General features: G+C 75.4%; 28 protein-coding genes and 6 pseudogenes. 17 read left to right on the forward strand and 17 right to left on the reverse strand.

The features are described from left to right. Both GCE86_RS31920 and GCE86_RS31360 read left to right on the forward strand, forming a co-directional pair. A pseudogene (locus tag GCE86_RS31920) lies at window positions 1-477 on the forward strand (DUF5753 domain-containing protein); the annotation flags it as partial. A gap of 5 nt (window positions 478-482) precedes the next feature. Continuing rightward, entirely contained in the window at window positions 483-683 is a 201-nt protein-coding gene (locus tag GCE86_RS31360; protein WP_154225126.1) for a DUF397 domain-containing protein, read from the forward strand. 80 nt (window positions 684-763) lie between these two features. On the opposite strand, the gene GCE86_RS31365 is transcribed toward GCE86_RS31360, so the two are convergent. From GCE86_RS31365 to GCE86_RS31385, 5 genes are all read right to left on the reverse strand, one after another. Continuing rightward, the gene (locus GCE86_RS31365) at window positions 764-1,816 is read right to left on the reverse strand and encodes an ROK family protein (protein ID WP_154225125.1); all 1,053 of its coding nucleotides are present in this window, start codon (window positions 1,814-1,816) and stop codon (window positions 764-766) included. A 97-nt stretch (window positions 1,817-1,913) separates the two neighbouring features. Next, entirely contained in the window at window positions 1,914-2,705 is a 792-nt protein-coding gene (locus tag GCE86_RS31370; RefSeq protein WP_154225124.1) for a putative protein N(5)-glutamine methyltransferase, read from the reverse strand. Window positions 2,706-2,876: 171 nt separating this feature from the next. After that, the gene (locus GCE86_RS31375; protein ID WP_154225123.1) at window positions 2,877-3,989 is read right to left on the reverse strand and encodes a cystathionine gamma-lyase; all 1,113 of its coding nucleotides are present in this window, start codon (window positions 3,987-3,989) and stop codon (window positions 2,877-2,879) included. 7 nt (window positions 3,990-3,996) lie between these two features. Further along, window positions 3,997-5,004, reverse strand: a complete 1,008-nt coding sequence (locus GCE86_RS31380; RefSeq protein ID WP_154225122.1) for an NAD(P)H-dependent glycerol-3-phosphate dehydrogenase — start codon at window positions 5,002-5,004, stop codon at window positions 3,997-3,999. Between the two features lie 55 nt (window positions 5,005-5,059). Then, on the reverse strand, window positions 5,060-5,785 hold the full coding sequence (locus GCE86_RS31385; protein WP_154225121.1) for a lysophospholipid acyltransferase family protein: 726 nt from the start codon (window positions 5,783-5,785) through the stop codon (window positions 5,060-5,062). Window positions 5,786-5,896: 111 nt separating this feature from the next. On the opposite strand from GCE86_RS31385, the pseudogene cofC reads away from it, so the two are divergent. Further along, window positions 5,897-6,433: pseudogene (cofC, locus tag GCE86_RS31390) on the forward strand (2-phospho-L-lactate guanylyltransferase); the annotation flags it as partial. Here the strand turns inward: cofC and GCE86_RS32280 are convergent. Further along, a pseudogene (locus GCE86_RS32280) lies at window positions 6,434-6,903 on the reverse strand (2-phospho-L-lactate guanylyltransferase); the annotation flags it as partial. It abuts the pseudogene before it with no gap. Between the two features lie 114 nt (window positions 6,904-7,017). Between GCE86_RS32280 and GCE86_RS31400 the strand changes: the two are divergent. The 5 genes from GCE86_RS31400 (at window position 7,018) to GCE86_RS31420 (ending at window position 12,042) form a co-directional block, all read left to right on the forward strand. Beyond that, window positions 7,018-7,743, forward strand: coding sequence for a lysophospholipid acyltransferase family protein (locus GCE86_RS31400; RefSeq protein ID WP_154225121.1), 726 nt, complete (start codon window positions 7,018-7,020; stop codon window positions 7,741-7,743). 55 nt (window positions 7,744-7,798) lie between these two features. Continuing rightward, window positions 7,799-8,809 (forward strand): NAD(P)H-dependent glycerol-3-phosphate dehydrogenase, encoded by a 1,011-nt coding sequence (locus GCE86_RS31405; protein WP_154230741.1) that lies wholly within the window; start codon window positions 7,799-7,801, stop codon window positions 8,807-8,809. Between the two features lie 7 nt (window positions 8,810-8,816). Continuing rightward, the gene (locus GCE86_RS31410) at window positions 8,817-9,929 is read left to right on the forward strand and encodes a cystathionine gamma-lyase (protein ID WP_154225123.1); all 1,113 of its coding nucleotides are present in this window, start codon (window positions 8,817-8,819) and stop codon (window positions 9,927-9,929) included. A 171-nt stretch (window positions 9,930-10,100) separates the two neighbouring features. Continuing rightward, window positions 10,101-10,892, forward strand: coding sequence for a putative protein N(5)-glutamine methyltransferase (locus tag GCE86_RS31415; protein WP_154225124.1), 792 nt, complete (start codon window positions 10,101-10,103; stop codon window positions 10,890-10,892). Window positions 10,893-10,989: 97 nt separating this feature from the next. Next, window positions 10,990-12,042 carry an ROK family protein gene (locus GCE86_RS31420; protein WP_154225125.1) on the forward strand — a complete coding sequence of 351 codons (1,053 nt, stop codon included), beginning with the start codon at window positions 10,990-10,992 and terminating at the stop codon, window positions 12,040-12,042. A gap of 80 nt (window positions 12,043-12,122) precedes the next feature. Here GCE86_RS31420 and GCE86_RS31425 read toward each other — a convergent pair whose 3' ends face one another. Further along, entirely contained in the window at window positions 12,123-12,323 is a 201-nt protein-coding gene (locus GCE86_RS31425) for a DUF397 domain-containing protein (protein ID WP_154225126.1), read from the reverse strand. A 5-nt stretch (window positions 12,324-12,328) separates the two neighbouring features. Further along, window positions 12,329-13,174 carry a helix-turn-helix domain-containing protein gene (locus GCE86_RS31430; RefSeq protein WP_154225127.1) on the reverse strand — a complete coding sequence of 282 codons (846 nt, stop codon included), beginning with the start codon at window positions 13,172-13,174 and terminating at the stop codon, window positions 12,329-12,331. A gap of 277 nt (window positions 13,175-13,451) precedes the next feature. Between GCE86_RS31430 and GCE86_RS31435 the strand changes: the two genes are divergently transcribed. Together GCE86_RS31435 and GCE86_RS31440 are read left to right on the forward strand one after the other, a co-directional pair. Further along, window positions 13,452-13,682: a hypothetical protein gene (locus GCE86_RS31435; RefSeq protein ID WP_154225128.1), complete on the forward strand. Its 231-nt coding sequence runs from the start codon at window positions 13,452-13,454 to the stop codon at window positions 13,680-13,682. A 252-nt stretch (window positions 13,683-13,934) separates the two neighbouring features. Beyond that, window positions 13,935-15,028: pseudogene (locus GCE86_RS31440) on the forward strand (D-alanine--D-alanine ligase family protein). A gap of 23 nt (window positions 15,029-15,051) precedes the next feature. On the opposite strand, the gene GCE86_RS31445 reads toward GCE86_RS31440, so the two are convergent. Both GCE86_RS31445 and GCE86_RS31450 read right to left on the reverse strand, forming a co-directional pair. After that, complete coding sequence (locus tag GCE86_RS31445) at window positions 15,052-15,666, reverse strand: DUF3515 family protein (protein WP_208818060.1); 615 nt, start codon at window positions 15,664-15,666, stop codon at window positions 15,052-15,054. Next, window positions 15,667-15,900 (reverse strand): Lrp/AsnC ligand binding domain-containing protein, encoded by a 234-nt coding sequence (locus GCE86_RS31450; protein ID WP_091268792.1) that lies wholly within the window; start codon window positions 15,898-15,900, stop codon window positions 15,667-15,669. Window positions 15,901-16,062: 162 nt separating this feature from the next. Here GCE86_RS31450 and GCE86_RS31455 point away from each other — a divergent pair. Next, window positions 16,063-17,009 (forward strand): annotated as a pseudogene (locus GCE86_RS31455) (thiamine-phosphate kinase). Between the two features lie 64 nt (window positions 17,010-17,073). Then, the gene (locus GCE86_RS31460; RefSeq protein WP_244317138.1) at window positions 17,074-17,535 is read left to right on the forward strand and encodes a GNAT family N-acetyltransferase; all 462 of its coding nucleotides are present in this window, start codon (window positions 17,074-17,076) and stop codon (window positions 17,533-17,535) included. A gap of 9 nt (window positions 17,536-17,544) precedes the next feature. Here the strand turns inward: GCE86_RS31460 and GCE86_RS31465 are convergent, their stop codons facing one another. Beyond that, window positions 17,545-17,742 carry a hypothetical protein gene (locus GCE86_RS31465; RefSeq protein WP_244317335.1) on the reverse strand — a complete coding sequence of 66 codons (198 nt, stop codon included), beginning with the start codon at window positions 17,740-17,742 and terminating at the stop codon, window positions 17,545-17,547. 4 nt (window positions 17,743-17,746) lie between these two features. On the opposite strand from GCE86_RS31465, the gene GCE86_RS31470 reads away from it, so the two are divergent. Further along, entirely contained in the window at window positions 17,747-17,962 is a 216-nt protein-coding gene (locus GCE86_RS31470) for a hypothetical protein (protein WP_244317336.1), read from the forward strand. Window positions 17,963-17,971: 9 nt separating this feature from the next. Here GCE86_RS31470 and GCE86_RS31475 read toward each other — a convergent pair whose 3' ends face one another. Both GCE86_RS31475 and GCE86_RS31480 read right to left on the reverse strand, forming a co-directional pair. Next, window positions 17,972-18,433, reverse strand: a complete 462-nt coding sequence (locus GCE86_RS31475; RefSeq protein ID WP_244317138.1) for a GNAT family N-acetyltransferase — start codon at window positions 18,431-18,433, stop codon at window positions 17,972-17,974. Window positions 18,434-18,497: 64 nt separating this feature from the next. Then, on the reverse strand, window positions 18,498-19,445 hold the full coding sequence (locus GCE86_RS31480) for a thiamine-phosphate kinase (RefSeq protein ID WP_154225130.1): 948 nt from the start codon (window positions 19,443-19,445) through the stop codon (window positions 18,498-18,500). A 162-nt stretch (window positions 19,446-19,607) separates the two neighbouring features. Here GCE86_RS31480 and GCE86_RS31485 point away from each other — a divergent pair, with 162 nt between their 5' ends. Further along, on the forward strand, window positions 19,608-19,841 hold the full coding sequence (locus GCE86_RS31485; RefSeq protein ID WP_091268792.1) for an Lrp/AsnC ligand binding domain-containing protein: 234 nt from the start codon (window positions 19,608-19,610) through the stop codon (window positions 19,839-19,841). Then, window positions 19,842-20,456 (forward strand): DUF3515 family protein, encoded by a 615-nt coding sequence (locus GCE86_RS31490; protein WP_208818060.1) that lies wholly within the window; start codon window positions 19,842-19,844, stop codon window positions 20,454-20,456. A gap of 23 nt (window positions 20,457-20,479) precedes the next feature. Here the strand turns inward: GCE86_RS31490 and GCE86_RS31495 are convergent, their stop codons facing one another. Further along, the gene (locus tag GCE86_RS31495) at window positions 20,480-21,574 is read right to left on the reverse strand and encodes a D-alanine--D-alanine ligase family protein (protein WP_154225129.1); all 1,095 of its coding nucleotides are present in this window, start codon (window positions 21,572-21,574) and stop codon (window positions 20,480-20,482) included. 254 nt (window positions 21,575-21,828) lie between these two features. After that, on the reverse strand, window positions 21,829-22,059 hold the full coding sequence (locus tag GCE86_RS31500; RefSeq protein WP_154225128.1) for a hypothetical protein: 231 nt from the start codon (window positions 22,057-22,059) through the stop codon (window positions 21,829-21,831). Window positions 22,060-22,333: 274 nt separating this feature from the next. Between GCE86_RS31500 and GCE86_RS31505 the strand changes: the two genes are divergently transcribed. Beyond that, window positions 22,334-23,179, forward strand: a complete 846-nt coding sequence (locus tag GCE86_RS31505) for a helix-turn-helix domain-containing protein (RefSeq protein ID WP_154225127.1) — start codon at window positions 22,334-22,336, stop codon at window positions 23,177-23,179. A gap of 5 nt (window positions 23,180-23,184) precedes the next feature. Continuing rightward, window positions 23,185-23,385, forward strand: a complete 201-nt coding sequence (locus tag GCE86_RS31510; RefSeq protein WP_154225126.1) for a DUF397 domain-containing protein — start codon at window positions 23,185-23,187, stop codon at window positions 23,383-23,385. A gap of 80 nt (window positions 23,386-23,465) precedes the next feature. On the opposite strand, the gene GCE86_RS31515 is transcribed toward GCE86_RS31510, so the two are convergent. Next, window positions 23,466-24,518 (reverse strand): ROK family protein, encoded by a 1,053-nt coding sequence (locus GCE86_RS31515; protein ID WP_154225125.1) that lies wholly within the window; start codon window positions 24,516-24,518, stop codon window positions 23,466-23,468. Between the two features lie 97 nt (window positions 24,519-24,615). Further along, window positions 24,616-24,912, reverse strand: a pseudogene (locus tag GCE86_RS31350) (class I SAM-dependent methyltransferase); the annotation flags it as partial.

Consider the following 24,912-nt stretch of genomic DNA (forward strand, 5'->3'; position numbering starts at 1 on the left):
GCCGACTACATCCGGGGAGTGATGCGCGGTGGCCCGCACACCCTCAGCGACGAGCAGGTGGAGCAGCGGGTCAAGCTGCGCCTCGACCGCCAGCAACGGCTCACGGGTGACGATCCGCCGATCCTCGACGCCATCATCGACGAGGGGGCGTTACTGCGCCCGGTCGGGGACCGGACCGTGATGGGGGGTCAGCTCCAGCACCTGCTCAAGATGGCCGAACTGCCGAACATCACCGTGCAGGTGATCCCCCTCTCCGCCGGATACCACCGGGGGACCCGGGGGTCGCTGCACATCCTGGAGTTCGCCGACCCGGAGGACCCGATCATCGCCTCGGTGGAGACGGTCGCCGGGCAGATGGTGCTGGACCGGCCGGGCGACCTGCGCACCTGCACGAAGATCATGGAGCACCTGCGGACCGTGGCGCTGAGCCCGGCGGCCAGCCGGGACGAGCTGCTCCGCCTGCTGAACGAGAGGTAGGAAGCATGAACGGCACGAACAGCCACCGACGGCCGGTGACCGGCTGGCGCAAGAGCAGCCACAGCGGCGATGAGGGCGCGTGCGTCGAGATGGCGCCGCTGCCGGAGGCGGTCGCGGTCCGCGACTCCAAGGACCCGGCCGGCCCGGTGCTGGTGTTCCGCCCGGCCGCCTGGGCCGCCTTCACCGACGCCCCGCCGCGCCCCTGATCCGGCAGCCCTGATCCGCCGCCCCTGACTCGCCGGCCCTGACCCGCCGGCCCTGGTCCGCCGGGCGGCGACGCCGCGGCTCAGCCGGCGACCAGCGGGCCGGCGGCGGCCCCGCCGCGGACCGCCTCCAGCGCCGCGATGGCCACCCCGCGCGCCCCGGCCATGTCCCGGTCGGGCACCAGCGCGAAGGTCGCCACCGCGCGCTGCTCGGCGCGGAGCACGGTGTGCTCCCGCACGGTGGCCAGGAACCAGTCGCGGAACTCCGGCGCCGCCTCCACCACCCCGCCGCCCACGAAGTACGCGTGCGGGTCGGTGAAGTTGGCCGCGATGGTGAACAGCCGACCCAGCGCCATGGCCTGCTGGGTGAAGAGCTCGCGCGCCAGCGGGTCGCCCCGCTCGCCGTAGCCGCGGACGAGCTTCGCCGCCCGGGCCGGTTCCTCGGCGGCCAGCGGGTGCCCCGGGAACCGGCCCAGCCAGTACGGCAGCAGGTTGTTCGCGATGGCGGTGAGCGAGGCGACGCTCTCCACGTCGCCGGCGAAGCCGCAGGCGCACACGGGCACCGGCTGGCCCGGCCCGAGCAGCCCGTCGAGCGGGATGTGCACGTGCCCGAACTCGCCGGCCATGCCGGCCGCACCGCCGACCACCCGGCCGCTCTCGACCACGCCGCCACCGAGCCCGGTGCCCACGATCGCGGCGACCGAGGACCGGGCCATCGCGTCGGCGCCGAAATGCGTGTGGTGGGCGTAGAGGGCCGCCGCGTTGCCGTCGTTGGCGTAGACCACGGGCAGGCCGAGCCGGTGCTCCAGCGCGCTGCGCACGTCGTAGCCGCGCCAGGCGGGCTGGGAGAAGTTGGTCGAGCCGCGCGAGGAGATCACCCCGGTGGCGCTGGCCGGGCCGGGGGTGTCCAGCCCGACCGCGCGGACCAGCTCGCGGGGCACCCCGGTGAGCGCCAGCACCCCGTCCAGGGCCCGGGCGAGAGCCTCGATCGCCGCCTCCGGACCGGCCTGGACCTCGCTCGGGATCTCGACCAGCCCGTCCACCAGGAACCGGCCGTCGACCGTCAGCACGGTGGCGTTGTTGCTCGTGCCGCCGTTGTCCAGACCCACCACCACCGGCACACCCGCACTGCCCACCGCCACCGCCTCCCGCCGAGCCTGACCTGAGGCTAGTTGCCGCCGCGGGGTCCCGCCACGGTCGCGCGGCCCGCCCGGGTGGGCGGGGCCGGGCGCCTCACCCGGGGCGGCGGGCCGTGACGGCGGTGGCCTCCAGGTCGTCGTCGTGCACCACGGACGGGTCCAGGCCGGCGTCGGTGAGGATGGCGCAGAGCGCCGTGGCCTGGCCGGCGCTCACCTCCACCGCGAGGTGCCCACCGGGGGCCAGCCACTCGGCCGCGCCGGCGGCCACCCGGCGCAGCACGGCCAGCCCGTCCGCGCCGCCGTCCAGCGCCACCGGGGCCTCGTGCAGCCGCGCCTCCGGCGGCAGCATGGCCACCGCGTCGCTCGGCACGTACGGGGCGTTCGCCACCACCAGGTCCAGCCGCCCCCGCCACCGGGCCGGCAGCGGCGCGAACAGGTCGCCCTGGTAGACCGGCACGCCCAGCGGGGTCAGGTTGCGCCGGGCGCAGGCCACCGCGGCCGGGTCGACGTCGGCGGCGGCCAGCCAGCGGGGCGCCAGCCGGCCGTGCAGCACCAGCGCGGCGGCGCCCGAACCGCAGCAGAGGTCGAGCACGGCGGGCGACGGGCCGGCCACCGCCGCGGCGGCGGTGACCAGCAGGGCGGTCCGCCCGCGGGGCACGAACACCCCGGGGTCGACGGCGACCCGCAGGCCGCAGAACTCGGCCCAGCCGAGCAGGTGCTCGAGCGGCAGGCCGGCGACCCGGCGGTCGACCAGGTCGGTCAGCGCCTCGGCCGAGTCGGCGGCGGCGATGAGCAGCTCCGCCTCGTCCTCGGCGAAGACGCAGCCGGCGGCGCGCAACCGCCGGACGAGGGCGGGACGGTCCGGGGAGAACAGGGTGGCTGGCATGGCAGGCCTTTCGGAACGCTCGTCGGCGCTCCCGGCGTCGCCTAACCCTGGGGCGACGCGGACTCGGAGGGAGCGCCGGTCCTCTGCTGGTGGATCGGTCTCACCTCCTCCGGTCGGGGCCCACGCGGGCCGCTGCTGCCCCGTCAGCGTAGCGGAGCGGCCGGGCCGGCGTCAGGCCGCGTCGAGCGCGGCGGTCACGTCGGCGACCAGGTCGGCGGCGTCCTCGATGCCACAGGAGAGCCGGACGAAGCCGGGCGCCGTGTCGTCCCCCCACTGGGCCCGGCGGTCGGCGGTGGTGTGCAGCCCGCCGAACGAGGTGGCGGCGGACACCAGCCGGGACGCGTCGAGGAACCGGGCGACCCGGTCGGCGTCACCCAGGTCGAAGGAGAGCACGCCCGGCATCCGTCGCATCTGGACCGACGCCACCGCGTACGCCGGGTCGGTCGCCAGCCCCGGCCAGCGCAGGCCGGTGACATCGTCGCGGCCGGCGAGCAGCCGGGCCAGCGCCTCGGCGTTGGCGGTCTGCCGGCCCAGCCGCAGGTCCACGGTCGCCAGCGAGCGGTGGGCCAGCCAGCAGTCGAACGGCCCGGGCACCCCGCCGGTCGTGGTCCGCCAGGCGGTCACCGCGTCGAGCAGCTCGGCCGAGCGGGTCGCCACGTAACCGAGCAGCAGGTCCGAATGGCCGGTGAGGGCCTTGGTGCCGGAGGCGACCACCACGTCGGCGCCGAGCTCCAGCGGGCGCTGCCCGAGCGGGGTGGCGGTGGTGTTGTCGACGGCCACCAGCGCTCCGGCGCCGTGCGCCGCGACAGCCAGCGCCGGCACGTCGGCCACGTCCAGGCCGGGGTTCGCCGGTGTCTCCAGCAGCACCAGCCGGACGCCCTCGAACGACGGGTACGGGCCGGCCGTCGGCACGAAACCGACGCGTACCCCGATGCCCTCCAGGGTGGCGGTGGCGAAGGCGCGCACCGGGAAGTAGCCGTCGGCGGGGAGCAGCACGGTGTCGCCGGGGCGCAGCAGGGCCAGCAGCAGCCCCGTGATGGCCGCCTGGCCGCTGGCGAAGACCCGGCAGTCGCCGCCCTCCAGCTCGCCGACGGCCGCCTCCAGCAGCCGCCGGGTGGGGTTGTCCGGCCGCCCGTACCCGTTGGGGGTCGCCTCCGGCCCCCGCCACGGGTCCAGGTGGTACGGCGCCGCGAAGACCGGCCCGGGCAGGAAGGGCTGGCCCGGTTCCGGCGCGGGCAGCCCGGCGTGCACGCTGCGCGTGCCGTCACCCCACTCGTCGGTCATCGCCGCCTCACTCGTACGACTCGGGCTTCGCGGTGCGGCTCATGAGGGCGTCCACGGCGAGCCGCGGGTCCATCCCCTCGTGGCAGATCCGCTCGATCTGCTCGGTGATCGGCATCTCGACGCCGTGCGCCCGGGCCAGGTCCCGGATGGCGAGGCAGCTCTTCACGCCCTCGGCGGTCTGCCGGGTGGCCGCCTGCGCCTGCTCCAGCGTCTCCCCCCGGCCCAGGTGCTCGCCGAAGGTGCGGTTGCGGGCCAGCGGCGACGTGCAGGAGGCCACGAGGTCGCCCATGCCGGCCAGCCCGGCGAAGGTGATCGGATCGGCGCCCAGGGCCACGCCAAGCCGGGCGGTCTCGGCCAGGCCGCGGGTCATGAGCATGGCGCGGGTGTTGTCGCCGAAGCCCATGGCGGTCGCGATGCCGTACGACAGGGCGATCACGTTCTTCACGGCTCCGCCCAGCTCGCAGCCGATCACGTCGTCGTTGGTGTACGGCCGGAAGTACGGCGTGCGGATCGACGACTGCACCAGGGCGGTCCGGCGGCTGTCGGTGCCGGCGACCACGGTCGCGGCCGGCTGCTCGGCGGCGATCTCCGGGGCCAGGTTGGGGCCGGAGACGACGACCACCCGGTCGGCCGGCACCCCGGCGGTCTCCATGATCACCTGGCTCATCCGCTTGGTGGTGCCCAGCTCGATGCCCTTCATGAGTGAGACGAGCGTGGCGTCCGGGTCCAGGTACGGGGTCCACTCGGCGAGGTTGCCGCGCAGCGTCTGCGACGGCACGGAGAGCACCACCACCTCGGCGCCGGCGATGGCCTCCTCGGCGTCACCGGTCGCGGTGACCCGGTCGGGCAGCCGCACGTCCGGCAGGTAGTCCGGATTGTGGCGCCCGGTCCGGATCGCCTCGGCCACCGAGGCGCGCCGGGCCAGGATGGTCACCTCCCGGCCGGCGTCGGCAAGGATCTTGGCGAAGGCGGTGCCCCACGAGCCCGCTCCCAACACCGCGACATGCCCGCTCACTGCGCCACCTTCGTTCGCGACTGCGGGGCTCGCAACACCGGCTCACTCCTCGCGCTCACTCGGTCACCTCGGGCGTACGCGTCCGGGCCGGCCGCTCCCACAGCGGCGGCGGTGTGCCACCGCGGATCTCCGCCACCAGGTCCCGGATCCGCAGCATGATCGTGTCGGTCATCTCCTCCAGGATCGCCCGGGTCGGCGTGGCGCCCGCCCACCGGCTCAGGTCGACCGGCGGCCCGGCGACCACCGTCACCGGGGTACGCGGGCGCAGCCCGACGCGGGCGGTCCGCGGGTCGAACATCTTCTCCGGGCCGACCATGGCGACCGGGATCACCGGGGCGCCGGTGGCCAGCGCCAGCCGGGCCGCGCCGGTCTTGCCCTTCATGGGCCACAGGTCCGGCTCGCGGGTGGTGGTCCCCTCCGGGTAGATCACCACCGCGCCACCCTCGTGCACGGCGGCCACCAGCTTGTCCAGCGACCGGGCCGCCTCGACGCTGCCGCGCTCCACCGGGATCTGCTTGCAGCGGTGCAGGATCCAGCCGATCACCGGCACCCGGAACACGCTGGCCTTGCCGAGGAACTGCGGCCAGCGCCCGGCGTCGTGGATGAAGTGCGCGGACACCAGCGGGTCCGCGTGCGAGATGTGGTTCGGCACGATGATGATCCCGCCCTCGCGGGGCAGGTGCTCCATCCCCCGCCAGGTGCGGCGGGTCCAGACGGTCAACACCGGCTTCACCAGCACCACGGCGAACCGTGGCCAGAATCCCAGCCTCCGCGGTGCCACCCTGCCTCCTCGTTCCGCCCCACGCGCGCGCACGCCCCGGGACGAAATCATGCCTGCTCGCTCCCGGTCCGGCCAGTGAGGGTACCGCCGGGCGGCTGGCAGGATTGTCACGTGCCTGAGCCGACCTGGACCGTGGTGGTGCCGGTGAAGCGCCTCGGGGTGGCGAAGAGCCGCCTGCGCGGGGCGCTGCCCGGCGTACCCCATGAGGAGCTGGCGCTGGCCCTCGCGGCCGACACGGTCCGCGCGGTGCGGGCCTGCCCGGCGGTGGCCCGGGTGCTCGTGGTGACCGACGATCCCCGGGTCGCGGCGGAGGCGACCGCGGCCGGCGCGGCGGTCGCGCCGGACCCGGCGGCCGGCCTGAACGCGGCCTTCCGGCACGGCGCGGCGGTGGCCGGCGCGGGCGCCGCCGTGGCCGGCCTGACCGCCGACCTGCCCGCGCTGCGCCCGGCCGACCTGGCCGCGGCGCTCCGGGCCGTTCCTGCCGACGGGGTACGCGGATTCGTGGCCGACGCCCCGGGCAGCGGCACCGTGCTGCTCGCCGCGCCACCCGGGGTGCCCCTGGCGCCCCGGTTCGGGCCCGGCTCGGCGGCGGCGCACGCGGCGAGCGGGGCGCTGCCGCTGCCCGGCGGCTGGCCCACGCTCGCCCGTGGCCGCCGCGAGCCGGCCGAACCGGGCGCCAGGGCCGGGTGGCGCGGCGCGGTGCCGCTGCCCCGGGGCGTCGGCCACGAATCCGCGTACCCCCGTCGGCAGGAACGCGCCCGGAGCGCCGCGGCCAGGTGCGGCCGGGCGCAGCGCGGGCAGGTCGGCGGTCAGGCCGGCCACGGCGGCGCCCGCGCCGCCACCGCCGCGCCGTGCCGGAAGGCCGCGTTCAGGCCGGCCGCCGGGTCCGGCGCGACCGCCGCGCCGGCCGCGGTCGCCTCCGCCGCGACCCGGGGATCGTCGGTCACCACGAGCACCCGGGCCACCGCCGGGCAGGCCCGCACCGCGCGGACCGTGTCGGCCGCGAGGGCCAGCGCCAGCTCCTCATGGGGTACGCCGGGCAGCGCCCCGCGCAGGCGGCTCTTCGCCACCCCGAGGCGCTTCACCGGCACCACCACGGTCCAGGTCGGCTCAGGCACGTGACAATCCTGCCAGCCGCCCGGCGGTACCTCACTGGCCGGACCGGGAGCGAGCGAGCAGGCATGATTTCGTCCCGGGGCGTGCGCGCGCGTGGGGCGGAACGAGGAGGCAGGGTGGCACCGCGGAGGCTGGGATTCTGGCCACGGTTCGCCGTGGTGCTGGTGAAGCCGGTGTTGACCGTCTGGACCCGCCGCACCTGGCGGGGGATGGAGCACCTGCCCCGCGAGGGCGGGATCATCATCGTGCCGAACCACATCTCGCACGCGGACCCGCTGGTGTCCGCGCACTTCATCCACGACGCCGGGCGCTGGCCGCAGTTCCTCGGCAAGGCCAGCGTGTTCCGGGTGCCGGTGATCGGCTGGATCCTGCACCGCTGCAAGCAGATCCCGGTGGAGCGCGGCAGCGTCGAGGCGGCCCGGTCGCTGGACAAGCTGGTGGCCGCCGTGCACGAGGGTGGCGCGGTGGTGATCTACCCGGAGGGGACCACCACCCGCGAGCCGGACCTGTGGCCCATGAAGGGCAAGACCGGCGCGGCCCGGCTGGCGCTGGCCACCGGCGCCCCGGTGATCCCGGTCGCCATGGTCGGCCCGGAGAAGATGTTCGACCCGCGGACCGCCCGCGTCGGGCTGCGCCCGCGTACCCCGGTGACGGTGGTCGCCGGGCCGCCGGTCGACCTGAGCCGGTGGGCGGGCGCCACGCCGACCCGGGCGATCCTGGAGGAGATGACCGACACGATCATGCTGCGGATCCGGGACCTGGTGGCGGAGATCCGCGGTGGCACACCGCCGCCGCTGTGGGAGCGGCCGGCCCGGACGCGTACGCCCGAGGTGACCGAGTGAGCGCGAGGAGTGAGCCGGTGTTGCGAGCCCCGCAGTCGCGAACGAAGGTGGCGCAGTGAGCGGGCATGTCGCGGTGTTGGGAGCGGGCTCGTGGGGCACCGCCTTCGCCAAGATCCTTGCCGACGCCGGCCGGGAGGTGACCATCCTGGCCCGGCGCGCCTCGGTGGCCGAGGCGATCCGGACCGGGCGCCACAATCCGGACTACCTGCCGGACGTGCGGCTGCCCGACCGGGTCACCGCGACCGGTGACGCCGAGGAGGCCATCGCCGGCGCCGAGGTGGTGGTGCTCTCCGTGCCGTCGCAGACGCTGCGCGGCAACCTCGCCGAGTGGACCCCGTACCTGGACCCGGACGCCACGCTCGTCTCACTCATGAAGGGCATCGAGCTGGGCACCACCAAGCGGATGAGCCAGGTGATCATGGAGACCGCCGGGGTGCCGGCCGACCGGGTGGTCGTCGTCTCCGGCCCCAACCTGGCCCCGGAGATCGCCGCCGAGCAGCCGGCCGCGACCGTGGTCGCCGGCACCGACAGCCGCCGGACCGCCCTGGTGCAGTCGTCGATCCGCACGCCGTACTTCCGGCCGTACACCAACGACGACGTGATCGGCTGCGAGCTGGGCGGAGCCGTGAAGAACGTGATCGCCCTGTCGTACGGCATCGCGACCGCCATGGGCTTCGGCGACAACACCCGCGCCATGCTCATGACCCGCGGCCTGGCCGAGACCGCCCGGCTTGGCGTGGCCCTGGGCGCCGATCCGATCACCTTCGCCGGGCTGGCCGGCATGGGCGACCTCGTGGCCTCCTGCACGTCGCCGCTGGCCCGCAACCGCACCTTCGGCGAGCACCTGGGCCGGGGGGGGGAGACGCTGGAGCAGGCGCAGGCGGCCACCCGGCAGACCGCCGAGGGCGTGAAGAGCTGCCTCGCCATCCGGGACCTGGCCCGGGCGCACGGCGTCGAGATGCCGATCACCGAGCAGATCGAGCGGATCTGCCACGAGGGGATGGACCCGCGGCTCGCCGTGGACGCCCTCATGAGCCGCACCGCGAAGCCCGAGTCGTACGAGTGAGGCGGCGATGACCGACGAGTGGGGTGACGGCACGCGCAGCGTGCACGCCGGGCTGCCCGCGCCGGAACCGGGCCAGCCCTTCCTGCCCGGGCCGGTCTTCGCGGCGCCGTACCACCTGGACCCGTGGCGGGGGCCGGAGGCGACCCCCAACGGGTACGGGCGGCCGGACAACCCCACCCGGCGGCTGCTGGAGGCGGCCGTCGGCGAGCTGGAGGGCGGCGACTGCCGGGTCTTCGCCAGCGGCCAGGCGGCCATCACGGGGCTGCTGCTGGCCCTGCTGCGCCCCGGCGACACCGTGCTGCTCCCCGCCGACGGCTACTTCCCGGTGCGCGCCTTCGCCACCGCCACCCTGGAGGGCATCGGGGTACGCGTCGGTTTCGTGCCGACGGCCGGCCCGTACCCGTCGTTCGAGGGCGTCCGGCTGGTGCTGCTGGAGACACCGGCGAACCCCGGCCTGGACGTGGCCGACGTGCCGGCGCTGGCTGTCGCGGCGCACGGCGCCGGAGCGCTGGTGGCCGTCGACAACACCACCGCCACCCCGCTCGGGCAGCGCCCGCTGGAGCTCGGCGCCGACGTGGTGGTCGCCTCCGGCACCAAGGCCCTCACCGGCCATTCGGACCTGCTGCTCGGTTACGTGGCGACCCGCTCGGCCGAGCTGCTCGACGCGGTGACCGCCTGGCGGACCACGACCGGCGGGGTGCCCGGGCCGTTCGACTGCTGGCTGGCCCACCGCTCGCTGGCGACCGTGGACCTGCGGCTGGGCCGGCAGACCGCCAACGCCGAGGCGCTGGCCCGGCTGCTCGCCGGCCGCGACGATGTCACCGGCCTGCGCTGGCCGGGGCTGGCGACCGACCCGGCGTACGCGGTGGCGTCGGTCCAGATGCGACGGATGCCGGGCGTGCTCTCCTTCGACCTGGGTGACGCCGACCGGGTCGCCCGGTTCCTCGACGCGTCCCGGCTGGTGTCCGCCGCCACCTCGTTCGGCGGGCTGCACACCACCGCCGACCGCCGGGCCCAGTGGGGGGACGACACGGCGCCCGGCTTCGTCCGGCTCTCCTGTGGCATCGAGGACGCCGCCGACCTGGTCGCCGACGTGACCGCCGCGCTCGACGCGGCCTGACGCCGGCCCGGCCGCTCCGCTACGCTGACGGGGCAGCAGCGGCCCGCGTGGGCCCCGACCGGAGGAGGTGAGACCGATCCACCAGCAGAGGACCGGCGCTCCCTCCGAGTCCGCGTCGCCCCAGGGTTAGGCGACGCCGGGAGCGCCGACGAGCGTTCCGAAAGGCCTGCCATGCCAGCCACCCTGTTCTCCCCGGACCGTCCCGCCCTCGTCCGGCGGTTGCGCGCCGCCGGCTGCGTCTTCGCCGAGGACGAGGCGGAGCTGCTCATCGCCGCCGCCGACTCGGCCGAGGCGCTGACCGACCTGGTCGACCGCCGGGTCGCCGGCCTGCCGCTCGAGCACCTGCTCGGCTGGGCCGAGTTCTGCGGCCTGCGGGTCGCCGTCGACCCCGGGGTGTTCGTGCCCCGCGGGCGGACCGCCCTGCTGGTCACCGCCGCCGCGGCGGTGGCCGGCCCGTCGCCCGCCGTGCTCGACCTCTGCTGCGGTTCGGGCGCCGCCGCGCTGGTGCTGCACGGCCGGCTGGCGCCCCGCTGGCTGGCCGCCGCCGACGTCGACCCGGCCGCGGTGGCCTGCGCCCGGCGCAACCTGACCCCGCTGGGCGTGCCGGTCTACCAGGGCGACCTGTTCGCGCCGCTGCCGGCCCGGTGGCGGGGGCGGCTGGACCTGGTGGTGGCGAACGCCCCGTACGTGCCGAGCGACGCGGTGGCCATGCTGCCGCCGGAGGCGCGGCTGCACGAGGCCCCGGTGGCGCTGGACGGCGGCGCGGACGGGCTGGCCGTGCTGCGCCGGGTGGCCGCCGGCGCGGCCGAGTGGCTGGCCCCCGGTGGGCACCTCGCGGTGGAGGTGAGCGCCGGCCAGGCCACGGCGCTCTGCGCCATCCTCACCGACGCCGGCCTGGACCCGTCCGTGGTGCACGACGACGACCTGGAGGCCACCGCCGTCACGGCCCGCCGCCCCGGGTGAGGCGCCCGGCCCCGCCCACCCGGGCGGGCCGCGCGACCGTGGCGGGACCCCGCGGCGGCAACTAGCCTCAGGTCAGGCTCGGCGGGAGGCGGTGGCGGTGGGCAGTGCGGGTGTGCCGGTGGTGGTGGGTCTGGACAACGGCGGCACGAGCAACAACGCCACCGTGCTGACGGTCGACGGCCGGTTCCTGGTGGACGGGCTGGTCGAGATCCCGAGCGAGGTCCAGGCCGGTCCGGAGGCGGCGATCGAGGCTCTCGCCCGGGCCCTGGACGGGGTGCTGGCGCTCACCGGGGTGCCCCGCGAGCTGGTCCGCGCGGTCGGGCTGGACACCCCCGGCCCGGCCAGCGCCACCGGGGTGATCTCCTCGCGCGGCTCGACCAACTTCTCCCAGCCCGCCTGGCGCGGCTACGACGTGCGCAGCGCGCTGGAGCACCGGCTCGGCCTGCCCGTGGTCTACGCCAACGACGGCAACGCGGCGGCCCTCTACGCCCACCACACGCATTTCGGCGCCGACGCGATGGCCCGGTCCTCGGTCGCCGCGATCGTGGGCACCGGGCTCGGTGGCGGCGTGGTCGAGAGCGGCCGGGTGGTCGGCGGTGCGGCCGGCATGGCCGGCGAGTTCGGGCACGTGCACATCCCGCTCGACGGGCTGCTCGGGCCGGGCCAGCCGGTGCCCGTGTGCGCCTGCGGCTTCGCCGGCGACGTGGAGAGCGTCGCCTCGCTCACCGCCATCGCGAACAACCTGCTGCCGTACTGGCTGGGCCGGTTCCCGGGGCACCCGCTGGCCGCCGAGGAACCGGCCCGGGCGGCGAAGCTCGTCCGCGGCTACGGCGAGCGGGGCGACCCGCTGGCGCGCGAGCTCTTCACCCAGCAGGCCATGGCGCTGGGTCGGCTGTTCACCATCGCGGCCAACTTCACCGACCCGCACGCGTACTTCGTGGGCGGCGGGGTGGTGGAGGCGGCGCCGGAGTTCCGCGACTGGTTCCTGGCCACCGTGCGGGAGCACACCGTGCTCCGCGCCGAGCAGCGCGCGGTGGCGACCTTCGCGCTGGTGCCCGACCGGGACATGGCCGGGGCGCGCGGGGTGGCCATCGCGGCGCTGGAGGCGGTCCGCGGCGGGGCCGCCGCCGGCCCGCTGGTCGCCGGCTGAGCCGCGGCGTCGCCGCCCGGCGGACCAGGGCCGGCGGGTCAGGGCCGGCGAGTCAGGGGCGGCGGATCAGGGCTGCCGGATCAGGGGCGCGGCGGGGCGTCGGTGAAGGCGGCCCAGGCGGCCGGGCGGAACACCAGCACCGGGCCGGCCGGGTCCTTGGAGTCGCGGACCGCGACCGCCTCCGGCAGCGGCGCCATCTCGACGCACGCGCCCTCATCGCCGCTGTGGCTGCTCTTGCGCCAGCCGGTCACCGGCCGTCGGTGGCTGTTCGTGCCGTTCATGCTTCCTACCTCTCGTTCAGCAGGCGGAGCAGCTCGTCCCGGCTGGCCGCCGGGCTCAGCGCCACGGTCCGCAGGTGCTCCATGATCTTCGTGCAGGTGCGCAGGTCGCCCGGCCGGTCCAGCACCATCTGCCCGGCGACCGTCTCCACCGAGGCGATGATCGGGTCCTCCGGGTCGGCGAACTCCAGGATGTGCAGCGACCCCCGGGTCCCCCGGTGGTATCCGGCGGAGAGGGGGATCACCTGCACGGTGATGTTCGGCAGTTCGGCCATCTTGAGCAGGTGCTGGAGCTGACCCCCCATCACGGTCCGGTCCCCGACCGGGCGCAGTAACGCCCCCTCGTCGATGATGGCGTCGAGGATCGGCGGATCGTCACCCGTGAGCCGTTGCTGGCGGTCGAGGCGCAGCTTGACCCGCTGCTCCACCTGCTCGTCGCTGAGGGTGTGCGGGCCACCGCGCATCACTCCCCGGATGTAGTCGGCGGTCTGGAGCAGGCCGGGCACCACCGACGGCTCGAAGTTCGCGATGCCGGTCGCCTCCGCCTCCAGGGCGATGAAGTCGATGGTCCGCCGGTCCAGCAGGTACGAGTAGGAGACCCACCAGCCCGGCTTGCGGGCGTCCTTGGCGAGCTGCACGGCCGCGGCGATCTCGTCGGGCCCCACCCCGTAGAGGGTGAGCAGCGCCCGCACGGTGGCCGGGCTGACCAGCGTCTGCGCGTTCTCGTAGCGGGACAGGGTGCTGCGGGTGCTGTTGATCTCGTCGGCCGCGGCCTCCAGGGTGAGGCCGGCGGCCTCCCGGTGGGTCCGCAGGGCGATGCCGAGCCGTCGGGCCCGGGCGGTCTTCGGCGCCATGCATCGATGGTCGCACATCAACGGGAGCTTGGGCATGAGAGAAGATCGATGAGAGTTGCATTCACGCGTGTCCACCTGTCAATCTGTGACGGCGTCCTCACCGCCGGTTGTCGTGGCGACGGTGGTGGTGAGCGACCGGAGGGGATGGGGCGCGCGGCGATCGGGTTTTACTCCCCCACGACCCGATCGTCGCGTGCCCCGACCGGCACACCGGACGGGGAGGAGCGGCGATGACGGTGACGGCCTGCCAGCCGGCGGACGAGGGCGGGGGGCGGGGATGACCCGGTTCCTCGTGGTCCTCACCGACGTGCGTCCCCTCGACGGCCTCTGGCGCAACGAGCGCACCAGCCCCGAGCGGCGCCGGCAGGTCGTCGGCGCGAGCAGCCGCGAGGCGGCGGACCGGATCGCCGGCGCCTTCATGGCGCTGGGCATGGTCCGCGCCGGCCGGCAACGGGTCAAGGTCATCGCGGTCGGCCGCCGGCCGCGCACCCCGGATCACCTCAACTGAACCGGGCCCGCCCCCGGATCGCGGCGACGGGGGCGGGGAGCCGGGCGGCCGGTGGCAGGTCCCGCCGCCGGCCGCCTGGCCTGACCGCCGCCCATCCGGTTACTCCCCGTATACGATCGTTGACCGGCTGCGGCCTGCTGTGCCGTCTCCCCGGGTATCCACCACCGACGCTCGCCACGCACAGTAAGGTCAAGGGGTGAGCGCCCCCGGCGAGCACGGCCAGCCGCAGTCGTGGACGAAGAGGTGACCGGAGTGACCACCCCAGGTAAGACCCGCGTGGCGATCGTCTTCGGCGGCCGCAGCCCGGAGCACGGCATCTCCTGCGTCAGCGCCGGCAGCGTGCTGGCCGCCCTCGACCCCGACGAGTTCGAGGTCGTGCCGGTCGGCATCACCCGGCAGGGCCAGTGGGTGCTGGCCAGCGGCGACCCCGGCCAGCTCGCCATCGCCGACCGCAAGCTCCCCGAGATCACCGCCGGCTCCGGCGCCGAGCTTGTGCTGCGCGCCGACCCGGCCGTGGGTGGCCTCATGGTGCTCGACCCGACCCAGGGTCCGGTGGCGCTGGCCGACGTGGACGTGGTCTTTCCGGTGCTGCACGGCGCGTACGGGGAGGACGGCACCATCCAGGGGATGCTGGAGATGGCGGACATCCCCTACGTCGGTGCGAACGTGTTCGCCTCGGCGGCCGCCATGGACAAGGAGTTCACCAAGAAGCTCTGCGCCGCCGAGGGCATCCCGGTCGGCCCGTACGTGGTGCTGCGCGCCGGGATGACGCTGACCGAGGAGGACAAGGAGCGCCTCGGCCTGCCGGTCTTCGTGAAGCCGTCCCGCGCCGGTTCGTCGTTCGGCATCACGAAGGTCGACGACTGGGCGCAGCTCGACGCGGCGGTCGCCACGGCCCGGGAGATCGACACGAAGGTGCTCGTCGAGGGCGCGATCGTGGGCCGCGAGATCGAGTGCGGCGTGCTGGAGGGCGAGGCCGGCGGCGCCCCGGAGGCGTCGGTGCTGGCCGAGGTGCGGGTGGTCTCCGGCCACGACTGGTACGACTTCGAGGCCAAGTACATCGACGACGCCTGCGAGTACGACATCCCGGCGAACCTGCCCGAGCACGTGACCCGGCAGGTGCGCGAGTACGCCACGCGCGCGTTCACCGCGCTGGACTGCTCCGGCCTGGCCCGGGCCGACTTCTTCGTCACCCCGGAGCTGGACGTCTATCTCAACGAGATCAACACCATGCCGGGCTTCACCCGACCTCGATGTTCCCGCGCATGTGGGCGGCCAGCGGGCTGGAGTATCCGAAACTGGTCAACCGGCTCATCCGCACCGCCCTGCGCCGCGCCGGCCGCTGACTCCGCGGCCGGCGCGGCGACGGTCAGGCGGAGCAGCCGGACGGTGCCGTCTTCGCGGCGGGCACCGAGGCGACCACCGCGTCGGAGATCGGCGTGACCCACTGGAGCGGCTGCTCGTACTGCTTCGGCACCCGCACCCGCACCGGGGTCTCCCGGTCGACGGTGGTCAGCACGGTGGCGTCGGCCTCCTGCACGGCATGCCAGCAGACCTTGTTCACCGACCACACCTCGTCGGTGGGCTGCACGATCGGCGGCGTGCCGCCGCAGGCAACGGTGAGCGCCGGATCGCCGTACGCGGCGTTCTGCTCGGCGCCCGCGGTGACCGGACGCTGCGCCAGGTCGCGGACGGTCGCCGGCAGCTGCGACACCAGGGCGCGGCACACCGTGGCGGGCCGCTCGGCCAGGGCCGGGGCCGGCAGCTCGACCGGCGCGCTCGACTGCGGCCGGGCGGCGGACGCCGACGGACTCGGCGCGGCGGCCGGGGAGTCCGGGGCGAGCTTGGCGAAGGTGAACCCGGCCACCGCCAGGGTGACCGGCACCGCGACGAGGGTGGCCCAGAGCGCGGCGCTGCGGGTCGACCGGTCGCGGCGCGCCGGGCGGGACTCCTCGGCGGCGGGGGAGGACGTGATCTCTTCCACTTACAGGCGCACCACCGAACACGTGAGGGTGCGGGTGATGCCGGGCACCAGCTGCACCTTGCTGACGATGAGTTTGCCGAGCTCGTCGACGGTGTTCGCCTCGGTGAGGACGACCACGTCGTAGGGCCCGGTGACGGCGTCGACGCGTACCACGCCGGCGAGGTCCGCGATCTGACCGGCCACGTCACGTGCGCGACCGACCTCCGTCTGGATGAGGATGTACGCCTGTACCACGACTCGACCTCCGTCCGTCGCCGCTTCGGCGGCCCGAAGGGTGAAACTACCCTACGGAGCGGCCCTGATCTGTCTCGGTCGCCGGGGGACCGCGGTGAGCGAGCACACGTGGGGCAGTGGTGGCGGGACTGCGGAGCTGGAAGAGCGCGACGAGGGGACGGCATGACGGTCGCGGGTGTCGGTGAGTTCGGGCTGATCGACCGGGTGACCGCCCGGTTGGCCCAGGGGGAGAGCTGCCTGCTCGGCCCCGGAGACGACGCGGCGGTGGTGGCGGCGCCGGACCGGCGGGTGGTCGCCTCCACCGACGTGCTGGTCGAGGGGCGGCACTTCCGCCGGGACTGGTCGGGGGCCCGGGACGTGGGGCACCGGGCCGCGGCGGCCAACCTGGCCGACATCGCGGCCATGGGGGCCACCCCGACCGCGCTGCTGGTCGCCCTCTGCATGCCGGCGGACCTCGACCCGGGCTGGGCCGAGGAGCTGGCCGACGGGCTGGGCGCCGAGGCGGCCCTGGTGGGCGCGAGCGTGGTGGGCGGGGACATGTCCGCCAGCCCGACGCTGACCGTCGCGGTGACCGCCCTGGGTGACCTGGCCGGCCGGCCGCCGGTGGTCCGCTCCGCGCCCGCCCCGGCGACGTGGTGGCCCTCGCCGGGCGCACCGGCTGGGCGGCCGCCGGCTACACCGTGCTGTCCCGGGGGTTCCGCACGCCCCGGCTGCTCGTGGAGGCGTTCCGCCGCCCCGAGGTGCCCTACGCCGCCGGCCCGGAGGCCGCCGCGCACGGCGCCACCGCCATGATCGACGTGTCGGACGGGCTGCTCGCCGACCTGGGGCACGTGGCGAAGGCCAGCGGGGTGGCCGTCGACCTCACCCGGGAGGCGTTCGAGGTGCCCCGGCAGATGCGCGACGCGGCGCAGGCGCTCGGCGTCGACCCGTACTCGTGGATCCTGGCCGGGGGCGACGACCACGCGCTGGCGGCGACCTTCCCGGCGGAGGCGACGCTGCCGGCGGGCTGGCGGCCGGTCGGGCGGGTGATCGAGGGAACGGGGGTGACCGTCGACGGCACGCCGTACGCGGGCCCGGCCGGCTGGGACCACTTCCGCCGGGGGGAGTGATCTGCGTCCGATGCGGGTGATCGGGCCACCGGCGGGCCGGGGACCGGCCGTACGCTTGCATCCCGTGAGTGAGATCGAGATCCGGGCGCAGCGCTTCGACGCGCCCGAGTCGCAGGCGTTGATCCGGGCGGCCCTGGCCGACCTCGGCGCGCGGTACGGCGGCAACGGCGACGACACCCCGGTCGACGCGGCCGAGTTCGAGCCGCCGGCCGGCACCTTCCTGGTGGCCTACCTCGACGGGGAGCCGGTGGGCTGCGGCGGGTGGCGCAGCCACGGCGACGACACGGCCGAGCTGAAGCGGATGTACACGGCGCCGGCGGCCCGGGGCCGGGGCGTGGCCCGAGCGGTGCTCGCCGCCGTCGAGCGGTCCGCCCGGGACCACGGCCGCAAGCGGATCATCCTGGAGTGCGGCGACAAGCAGCCCGAGGCGATCGCCATGTACACCTCGGCCGGCTACGAGCGCATCCCGAACTTCGGCTTCTACCAGGACGCGCCCGGCTGCCTCTCGTACGGCCGCACGCTCTGACCCGCGCCGTCAGCCGGCGGTGATCCGGATCTCGCCGGCGGCCTTGCGGGCGGCGCTCTCCGCGTCGGTGGGGGTGGCGCCCCAGGCCAGCAGGTGCCCGCTGCGGTGCGCCGAGGAGAGCAGCTCCGGCACCTGGTCGCCGACCTTCGCCTCGATCTGCACGTCGAGCACACCGGGCACCCGCAGGGCGGCCCGGCGGCCGTCCACCGCGGTGACCCGCCCCACCGCGGTGGACGGCCGCCGGGCCGCCCTGCGGGTGCCCGGTGTGCTCGACGTGCAGATCGAGGCGAAGGTCGGCGACCAGGTGCCGGAGCTGCTCTCCTCGGCGCACCGCAGCGGGCACCTGCTGGCCTGGGGCGCCACCCCCACCGACGCGGAGAGCGCCGCCCGCAAGGCCGCCGGCGAGATCCGGATCACCGCCGGCTGACGGCGCGGGTCAGAGCGTGCGGCCGTACGAGAGGCAGCCGGGCGCGTCCTGGTAGAAGCCGAAGTTCGGGATGCGCTCGTAGCCGGCCGAGGTGTACATGGCGATCGCCTCGGGCTGCTTGTCGCCGCACTCCAGGATGATCCGCTTGCGGCCGTGGTCCCGGGCGGACCGCTCGACGGCGGCGAGCACCGCTCGGGCCACGCCCCGGCCCCGGGCCGCCGGCGCCGTGTACATCCGCTTCAGCTCGGCCGTGTCGTCGCCGTGGCTGCGCCACCCGCCGCAGCCCACCGGCTCCCCGTCGAGGTAGGCCACCAGGAAGGTGCCGGCCGGCGGCTCGAACTCGGCCGCGTCGACCGGGGTGTCGTCGCCGTTGCCGCCGTACCGCGCGCCGAGGTCGGCCAGGGCCGCCCGGATCAACGCCTGCGACTCGGGCGCGTCGAAGCGCTGCGCCCGGATCTCGATCTCACTCACGGGATGCAAGCGTACGGCCGGTCCCCGGCCCGCCGGTGGCCCGATCACCCGCATCGGACGCAGATCACTCCCCCCGGCGGAAGTGGTCCCAGCCGGCCGGGCCCGCGTACGGCGTGCCGTCGACGGTCACCCCCGTTCCCTCGATCACCCGCCCGACCGGCCGCCAGCCCGCCGGCAGCGTCGCCTCCGCCGGGAAGGTCGCCGCCAGCGCGTGGTCGTCGCCCCCGGCCAGGATCCACGAGTACGGGTCGACGCCGAGCGCCTGCGCCGCGTCGCGCATCTGCCGGGGCACCTCGAACGCCTCCCGGGTGAGGTCGACGGCCACCCCGCTGGCCTTCGCCACGTGCCCCAGGTCGGCGAGCAGCCCGTCCGACACGTCGATCATGGCGGTGGCGCCGTGCGCGGCGGCCTCCGGGCCGGCGGCGTAGGGCACCTCGGGGCGGCGGAACGCCTCCACGAGCAGCCGGGGCGTGCGGAACCCCCGGGACAGCACGGTGTAGCCGGCGGCCGCCCAGCCGGTGCGCCCGGCGAGGGCCACCACGTCGCCGGGGCGGGCGCCGGAGCGGACCACCGGCGGCCGGCCGGCCAGGTCACCCAGGGCGGTCACCGCGACGGTCAGCGTCGGGCTGGCGGACATGTCCCCGCCCACCACGCTCGCGCCCACCAGGGCCGCCTCGGCGCCCAGCCCGTCGGCCAGCTCCTCGGCCCAGCCCGGGTCGAGGTCCGCCGGCATGCAGAGGGCGACCAGCAGCGCGGTCGGGGTGGCCCCCATGGCCGCGATGTCGGCCAGGTTGGCCGCCGCGGCCCGGTGCCCCACGTCCCGGGCCCCCGACCAGTCCCGGCGGAAGTGCCGCCCCTCGACCAGCACGTCGGTGGAGGCGACCACCCGCCGGTCCGGCGCCGCCACCACCGCCGCGTCGTCTCCGGGGCCGAGCAGGCAGCTCTCCCCCTGGGCCAACCGGGCGGTCACCCGGTCGATCAGCCCGAACTCACCGACACCCGCGACCGTCATGCCGTCCCCTCGTCGCGCTCTTCCAGCTCCGCAGTCCCGCCACCACTGCCCCACGTGTGCTCGCTCACCGCGGTCCCCCGGCGACCGAGACAGATCAGGGCCGCTCCGTAGGGTAGTTTCACCCTTCGGGCCGCCGAAGCGGCGACGGACGGAGGTCGAGTCGTGGTACAGGCGTACATCCTCATCCAGACGGAGGTCGGTCGCGCACGTGACGTGGCCGGTCAGATCGCGGACCTCGCCGGCGTGGTACGCGTCGACGCCGTCACCGGGCCCTACGACGTGGTCGTCCTCACCGAGGCGAACACCGTCGACGAGCTCGGCAAACTCATCGTCAGCAAGGTGCAGCTGGTGCCCGGCATCACCCGCACCCTCACGTGTTCGGTGGTGCGCCTGTAAGTGGAAGAGATCACGTCCTCCCCCGCCGCCGAGGAGTCCCGCCCGGCGCGCCGCGACCGGTCGACCCGCAGCGCCGCGCTCTGGGCCACCCTCGTCGCGGTGCCGGTCACCCTGGCGGTGGCCGGGTTCACCTTCGCCAAGCTCGCCCCGGACTCCCCGGCCGCCGCGCCGAGTCCGTCGGCGTCCGCCGCCCGGCCGCAGTCGAGCGCGCCGGTCGAGCTGCCGGCCCCGGCCCTGGCCGAGCGGCCCGCCACGGTGTGCCGCGCCCTGGTGTCGCAGCTGCCGGCGACCGTCCGCGACCTGGCGCAGCGTCCGGTCACCGCGGGCGCCGAGCAGAACGCCGCGTACGGCGATCCGGCGCTCACCGTTGCCTGCGGCGGCACGCCGCCGATCGTGCAGCCCACCGACGAGGTGTGGTCGGTGAACAAGGTCTGCTGGCATGCCGTGCAGGAGGCCGACGCCACCGTGCTGACCACCGTCGACCGGGAGACCCCGGTGCGGGTGCGGGTGCCGAAGCAGTACGAGCAGCCGCTCCAGTGGGTCACGCCGATCTCCGACGCGGTGGTCGCCTCGGTGCCCGCCGCGAAGACGGCACCGTCCGGCTGCTCCGCCTGACCGTCGCCGCGCCGGCCGCGGAGTCAGCGGCCGGCGCGGCGCAGGGCGGTGCGGATGAGCCGGTTGACCAGTTTCGGATACTCCAGCCCGCTGGCCGCCCACATGCGCGGGAACATCGAGGTCGGGGTGAAGCCCGGCATGGTGTTGATCTCGTTGAGATAGACGTCCAGCTCCGGGGTGACGAAGAAGTCGGCCCGGGCCAGGCCGGAGCAGTCCAGCGCGGTGAACGCGCGCGTGGCGTACTCGCGCACCTGCCGGGTCACGTGCTCGGGCAGGTTCGCCGGGATGTCGTACTCGCAGGCGTCGTCGATGTACTTGGCCTCGAAGTCGTACCAGTCGTGGCCGGAGACCACCCGCACCTCGGCCAGCACCGACGCCTCCGGGGCGCCGCCGGCCTCGCCCTCCAGCACGCCGCACTCGATCTCGCGGCCCACGATCGCGCCCTCGACGAGCACCTTCGTGTCGATCTCCCGGGCCGTGGCGACCGCCGCGTCGAGCTGCGCCCAGTCGTCGACCTTCGTGATGCCGAACGACGAACCGGCGCGGGACGGCTTCACGAAGACCGGCAGGCCGAGGCGCTCCTTGTCCTCCTCGGTCAGCGTCATCCCGGCGCGCAGCACCACGTACGGGCCGACCGGGATGCCCTCGGCGGCGCAGAGCTTCTTGGTGAACTCCTTGTCCATGGCGGCCGCCGAGGCGAACACGTTCGCACCGACGTAGGGGATGTCCGCCATCTCCAGCATCCCCTGGATGGTGCCGTCCTCCCCGTACGCGCCGTGCAGCACCGGAAAGACCACGTCCACGTCGGCCAGCGCCACCGGACCCTGGGTCGGGTCGAGCACCATGAGGCCACCCACGGCCGGGTCGGCGCGCAGCACAAGCTCGGCGCCGGAGCCGGCGGTGATCTCGGGGAGCTTGCGGTCGGCGATGGCGAGCTGGCCGGGGTCGCCGCTGGCCAGCACCCACTGGCCCTGCCGGGTGATGCCGACCGGCACGACCTCGAACTCGTCGGGGTCGAGGGCGGCCAGCACGCTGCCGGCGCTGACGCAGGAGATGCCGTGCTCCGGGCTGCGGCCGCCGAAGACGATCGCCACGCGGGTCTTACCTGGGGTGGTCACTCCGGTCACCTCTTCGTCCACGACTGCGGCTGGCCGTGCTCGCCGGGGGCGCTCACCCGCTTGACCTTACTGTGCGTGGCGAGCGTCGGTGGTGGATACCCGGGGAGACGGCACAGCAGGCCGCAGCCGGTCAACGAGTCGTATACGGGGAGTAACCGGATGGGCGGCGGTCAGGCCAGGCGGCCGGCGGCGGGACCTGCCACCGGCCGCCCGGCTCCCCGCCCCCGTCGCCGCGATCCGGGGGCGGGCCCGGTTCAGTTGAGGTGATCCGGGGTGCGCGGCCGGCGGCCGACCGCGATGACCTTGACCCGTTGCCGGCCGGCGCGGACCATGCCCAGCGCCATGAAGGCGCCGGCGATCCGGTCCGCCGCCTCGCGGCTGCTCGCGCCGACGACCTGCCGGCGCCGCTCGGGGCTGGTGCGCTCGTTGCGCCAGAGGCCGTCGAGGGGACGCACGTCGGTGAGGACCACGAGGAACCGGGTCATCCCCGCCCGCCCTCGTCCGCCGGCTGGCAGGCCGTCACCGTCATCGCCGCTCCTCCCCGTCCGGTGTGCCGGTCGGGGCACGCGACGATCGGGTCGTGGGGGAGTAAAACCCGATCGCCGCGCGCCCCATCCCCTCCGGTCGCTCACCACCACCGTCGCCACGACAACCGGCGGTGAGGACGCCGTCACAGATTGACAGGTGGACACGCGTGAATGCAACTCTCATCGATCTTCTCTCATGCCCAAGCTCCCGTTGATGTGCGACCATCGATGCATGGCGCCGAAGACCGCCCGGGCCCGACGGCTCGGCATCGCCCTGCGGACCCACCGGGAGGCCGCCGGCCTCACCCTGGAGGCCGCGGCCGACGAGATCAACAGCACCCGCAGCACCCTGTCCCGCTACGAGAACGCGCAGACGCTGGTCAGCCCGGCCACCGTGCGGGCGCTGCTCACCCTCTACGGGGTGGGGCCCGACGAGATCGCCGCGGCCGTGCAGCTCGCCAAGGACGCCCGCAAGCCGGGCTGGTGGGTCTCCTACTCGTACCTGCTGGACCGGCGGACCATCGACTTCATCGCCCTGGAGGCGGAGGCGACCGGCATCGCGAACTTCGAGCCGTCGGTGGTGCCCGGCCTGCTCCAGACCGCCGACTACATCCGGGGAGTGATGCGCGGTGGCCCGCACACCCTCAGCGACGAGCAGGTGGAGCAGCGGGTCAAGCTGCGCCTCGACCGCCAGCAACGGCTCACGGGTGACGATCCGCCGATCCTCGACGCCATCATCGACGAGGGGGCGTTACTGCGCCCGGTCGGGGACCGGACCGTGATGGGGGGTCAGCTCCAGCACCTGCTCAAGATGGCCGAACTGCCGAACATCACCGTGCAGGTGATCCCCCTCTCCGCCGGATACCACCGGGGGACCCGGGGGTCGCTGCACATCCTGGAGTTCGCCGACCCGGAGGACCCGATCATCGCCTCGGTGGAGACGGTCGCCGGGCAGATGGTGCTGGACCGGCCGGGCGACCTGCGCACCTGCACGAAGATCATGGAGCACCTGCGGACCGTGGCGCTGAGCCCGGCGGCCAGCCGGGACGAGCTGCTCCGCCTGCTGAACGAGAGGTAGGAAGCATGAACGGCACGAACAGCCACCGACGGCCGGTGACCGGCTGGCGCAAGAGCAGCCACAGCGGCGATGAGGGCGCGTGCGTCGAGATGGCGCCGCTGCCGGAGGCGGTCGCGGTCCGCGACTCCAAGGACCCGGCCGGCCCGGTGCTGGTGTTCCGCCCGGCCGCCTGGGCCGCCTTCACCGACGCCCCGCCGCGCCCCTGATCCGGCAGCCCTGATCCGCCGCCCCTGACTCGCCGGCCCTGACCCGCCGGCCCTGGTCCGCCGGGCGGCGACGCCGCGGCTCAGCCGGCGACCAGCGGGCCGGCGGCGGCCCCGCCGCGGACCGCCTCCAGCGCCGCGATGGCCACCCCGCGCGCCCCGGCCATGTCCCGGTCGGGCACCAGCGCGAAGGTCGCCACCGCGCGCTGCTCGGCGCGGAGCACGGTGTGCTCCCGCACGGTGGCCAGGAACCAGTCGCGGAACTCCGGCGCCGCCTCCACCACCCCGCCGCCCACGAAGTACGCGTGCGGGTCGGTGAAGTTGGCCGCGATGGTGAACAGCCGACCCAGCGCCATGGCCTGCTGGGTGAAGAGCTCGCGCGCCAGCGGGTCGCCCCGCTCGCCGTAGCCGCGGACGAGCTTCGCCGCCCGGGCCGGTTCCTCGGCGGCCAGCGGGTGCCCCGGGAACCGGCCCAGCCAGTACGGCAGCAGGTTGTTCGCGATGGCGGTGAGCGAGGCGACGCTCTCCACGTCGCCGGCGAAGCCGCAGGCGCACACGGGCACCGGCTGGCCCGGCCCGAGCAGCCCGTCGAGCGGGATGTGCACGTGCCCGAACTCGCCGGCCATGCCGGCCGCACCGCCGACCACCCGGCCGCTCTCGACCACGCCGCCACCGAGCCCGGTGCCCACGATCGCGGCGACCGAGGACCGGGCCATCGCGTCGGCGCCGAAATGCGTGTGGTGGGCGTAGAGGGCCGCCGCGTTGCCGTCGTTGGCGTAGACCACGGGCAGGCCGAGCCGGTGCTCCAGCGCGCTGCGCACGTCGTAGCCGCGCCAGGCGGGCTGGGAGAAGTTGGTCGAGCCGCGCGAGGAGATCACCCCGGTGGCGCTGGCCGGGCCGGGGGTGTCCAGCCCGACCGCGCGGACCAGCTCGCGGGGCACCCCGGTGAGCGCCAGCACCCCGTCCAGGGCCCGGGCGAGAGCCTCGATCGCCGCCTCCGGACCGGCCTGGACCTCGCTCGGGATCTCGACCAGCCCGTCCACCAGGAACCGGCCGTCGACCGTCAGCACGGTGGCGTTGTTGCTCGTGCCGCCGTTGTCCAGACCCACCACCACCGGCACACCCGCACTGCCCACCGCCACCGCCTCCCGCCGAGCCTGACCTGAGGCTAGTTGCCGCCGCGGGGTCCCGCCACGGTCGCGCGGCCCGCCCGGGTGGGCGGGGCCGGGCGCCTCACCCGGGGCGGCGGGCCGTGACGGCGGTGGCCTCCAGGTCGTCGTCGTGCACCACGGACGGGTCCAGGCCGGCGTCGGTGAGGATGGCGCAGAGCGCCGTGGCCTGGCCGGCGCTCACCTCCACCGCGAGGTGCCCACCGGGGGCCAGCCACTCGGCCGCGCCGGCGGCCACCCGGCGCAGCACGGCCAGCCCGTCCGCGCCGCCGTCCAGCGCCACCGGGGCCTCGTGCAGCCGCGCCTCCGGCGGCAGCATGGCCACCGCGTCGCTCGGCACGTACGGGGCGTTCGCCACCAC

This window comes from Micromonospora terminaliae (genome assembly GCF_009671205.1).
Taxonomy (GTDB): domain Bacteria; phylum Actinomycetota; class Actinomycetes; order Mycobacteriales; family Micromonosporaceae; genus Micromonospora; species Micromonospora terminaliae.

Bases quoted from the DNA above. Each gene is read 5' to 3' on its own strand.
- GCE86_RS31505 (WP_154225127.1), top strand. From the start codon at position 22,334: ATGGCGCCGAAGACCGCCCGGGCCCGACGGCTCGGCATCGCCCTGCGG.
- GCE86_RS31435 (WP_154225128.1), top strand. From the start codon at position 13,452: ATGACCCGGTTCCTCGTGGTCCTCACCGACGTGCGTCCCCTCGACGGC.
- GCE86_RS31415 (WP_154225124.1), top strand. From the start codon at position 10,101: ATGCCAGCCACCCTGTTCTCCCCGGACCGTCCCGCCCTCGTCCGGCGG.
- GCE86_RS31370 (WP_154225124.1), bottom strand. From the start codon at position 2,705: ATGCCAGCCACCCTGTTCTCCCCGGACCGTCCCGCCCTCGTCCGGCGG.
- GCE86_RS31510 (WP_154225126.1), top strand. From the start codon at position 23,185: ATGAACGGCACGAACAGCCACCGACGGCCGGTGACCGGCTGGCGCAAG.
- GCE86_RS31430 (WP_154225127.1), bottom strand. From the start codon at position 13,174: ATGGCGCCGAAGACCGCCCGGGCCCGACGGCTCGGCATCGCCCTGCGG.
- GCE86_RS31360 (WP_154225126.1), top strand. From the start codon at position 483: ATGAACGGCACGAACAGCCACCGACGGCCGGTGACCGGCTGGCGCAAG.
- GCE86_RS31500 (WP_154225128.1), bottom strand. From the start codon at position 22,059: ATGACCCGGTTCCTCGTGGTCCTCACCGACGTGCGTCCCCTCGACGGC.
- GCE86_RS31375 (WP_154225123.1), bottom strand. From the start codon at position 3,989: ATGACCGACGAGTGGGGTGACGGCACGCGCAGCGTGCACGCCGGGCTG.
- GCE86_RS31480 (WP_154225130.1), bottom strand. From the start codon at position 19,445: ATGACGGTCGCGGGTGTCGGTGAGTTCGGGCTGATCGACCGGGTGACC.
- GCE86_RS31410 (WP_154225123.1), top strand. From the start codon at position 8,817: ATGACCGACGAGTGGGGTGACGGCACGCGCAGCGTGCACGCCGGGCTG.
- GCE86_RS31425 (WP_154225126.1), bottom strand. From the start codon at position 12,323: ATGAACGGCACGAACAGCCACCGACGGCCGGTGACCGGCTGGCGCAAG.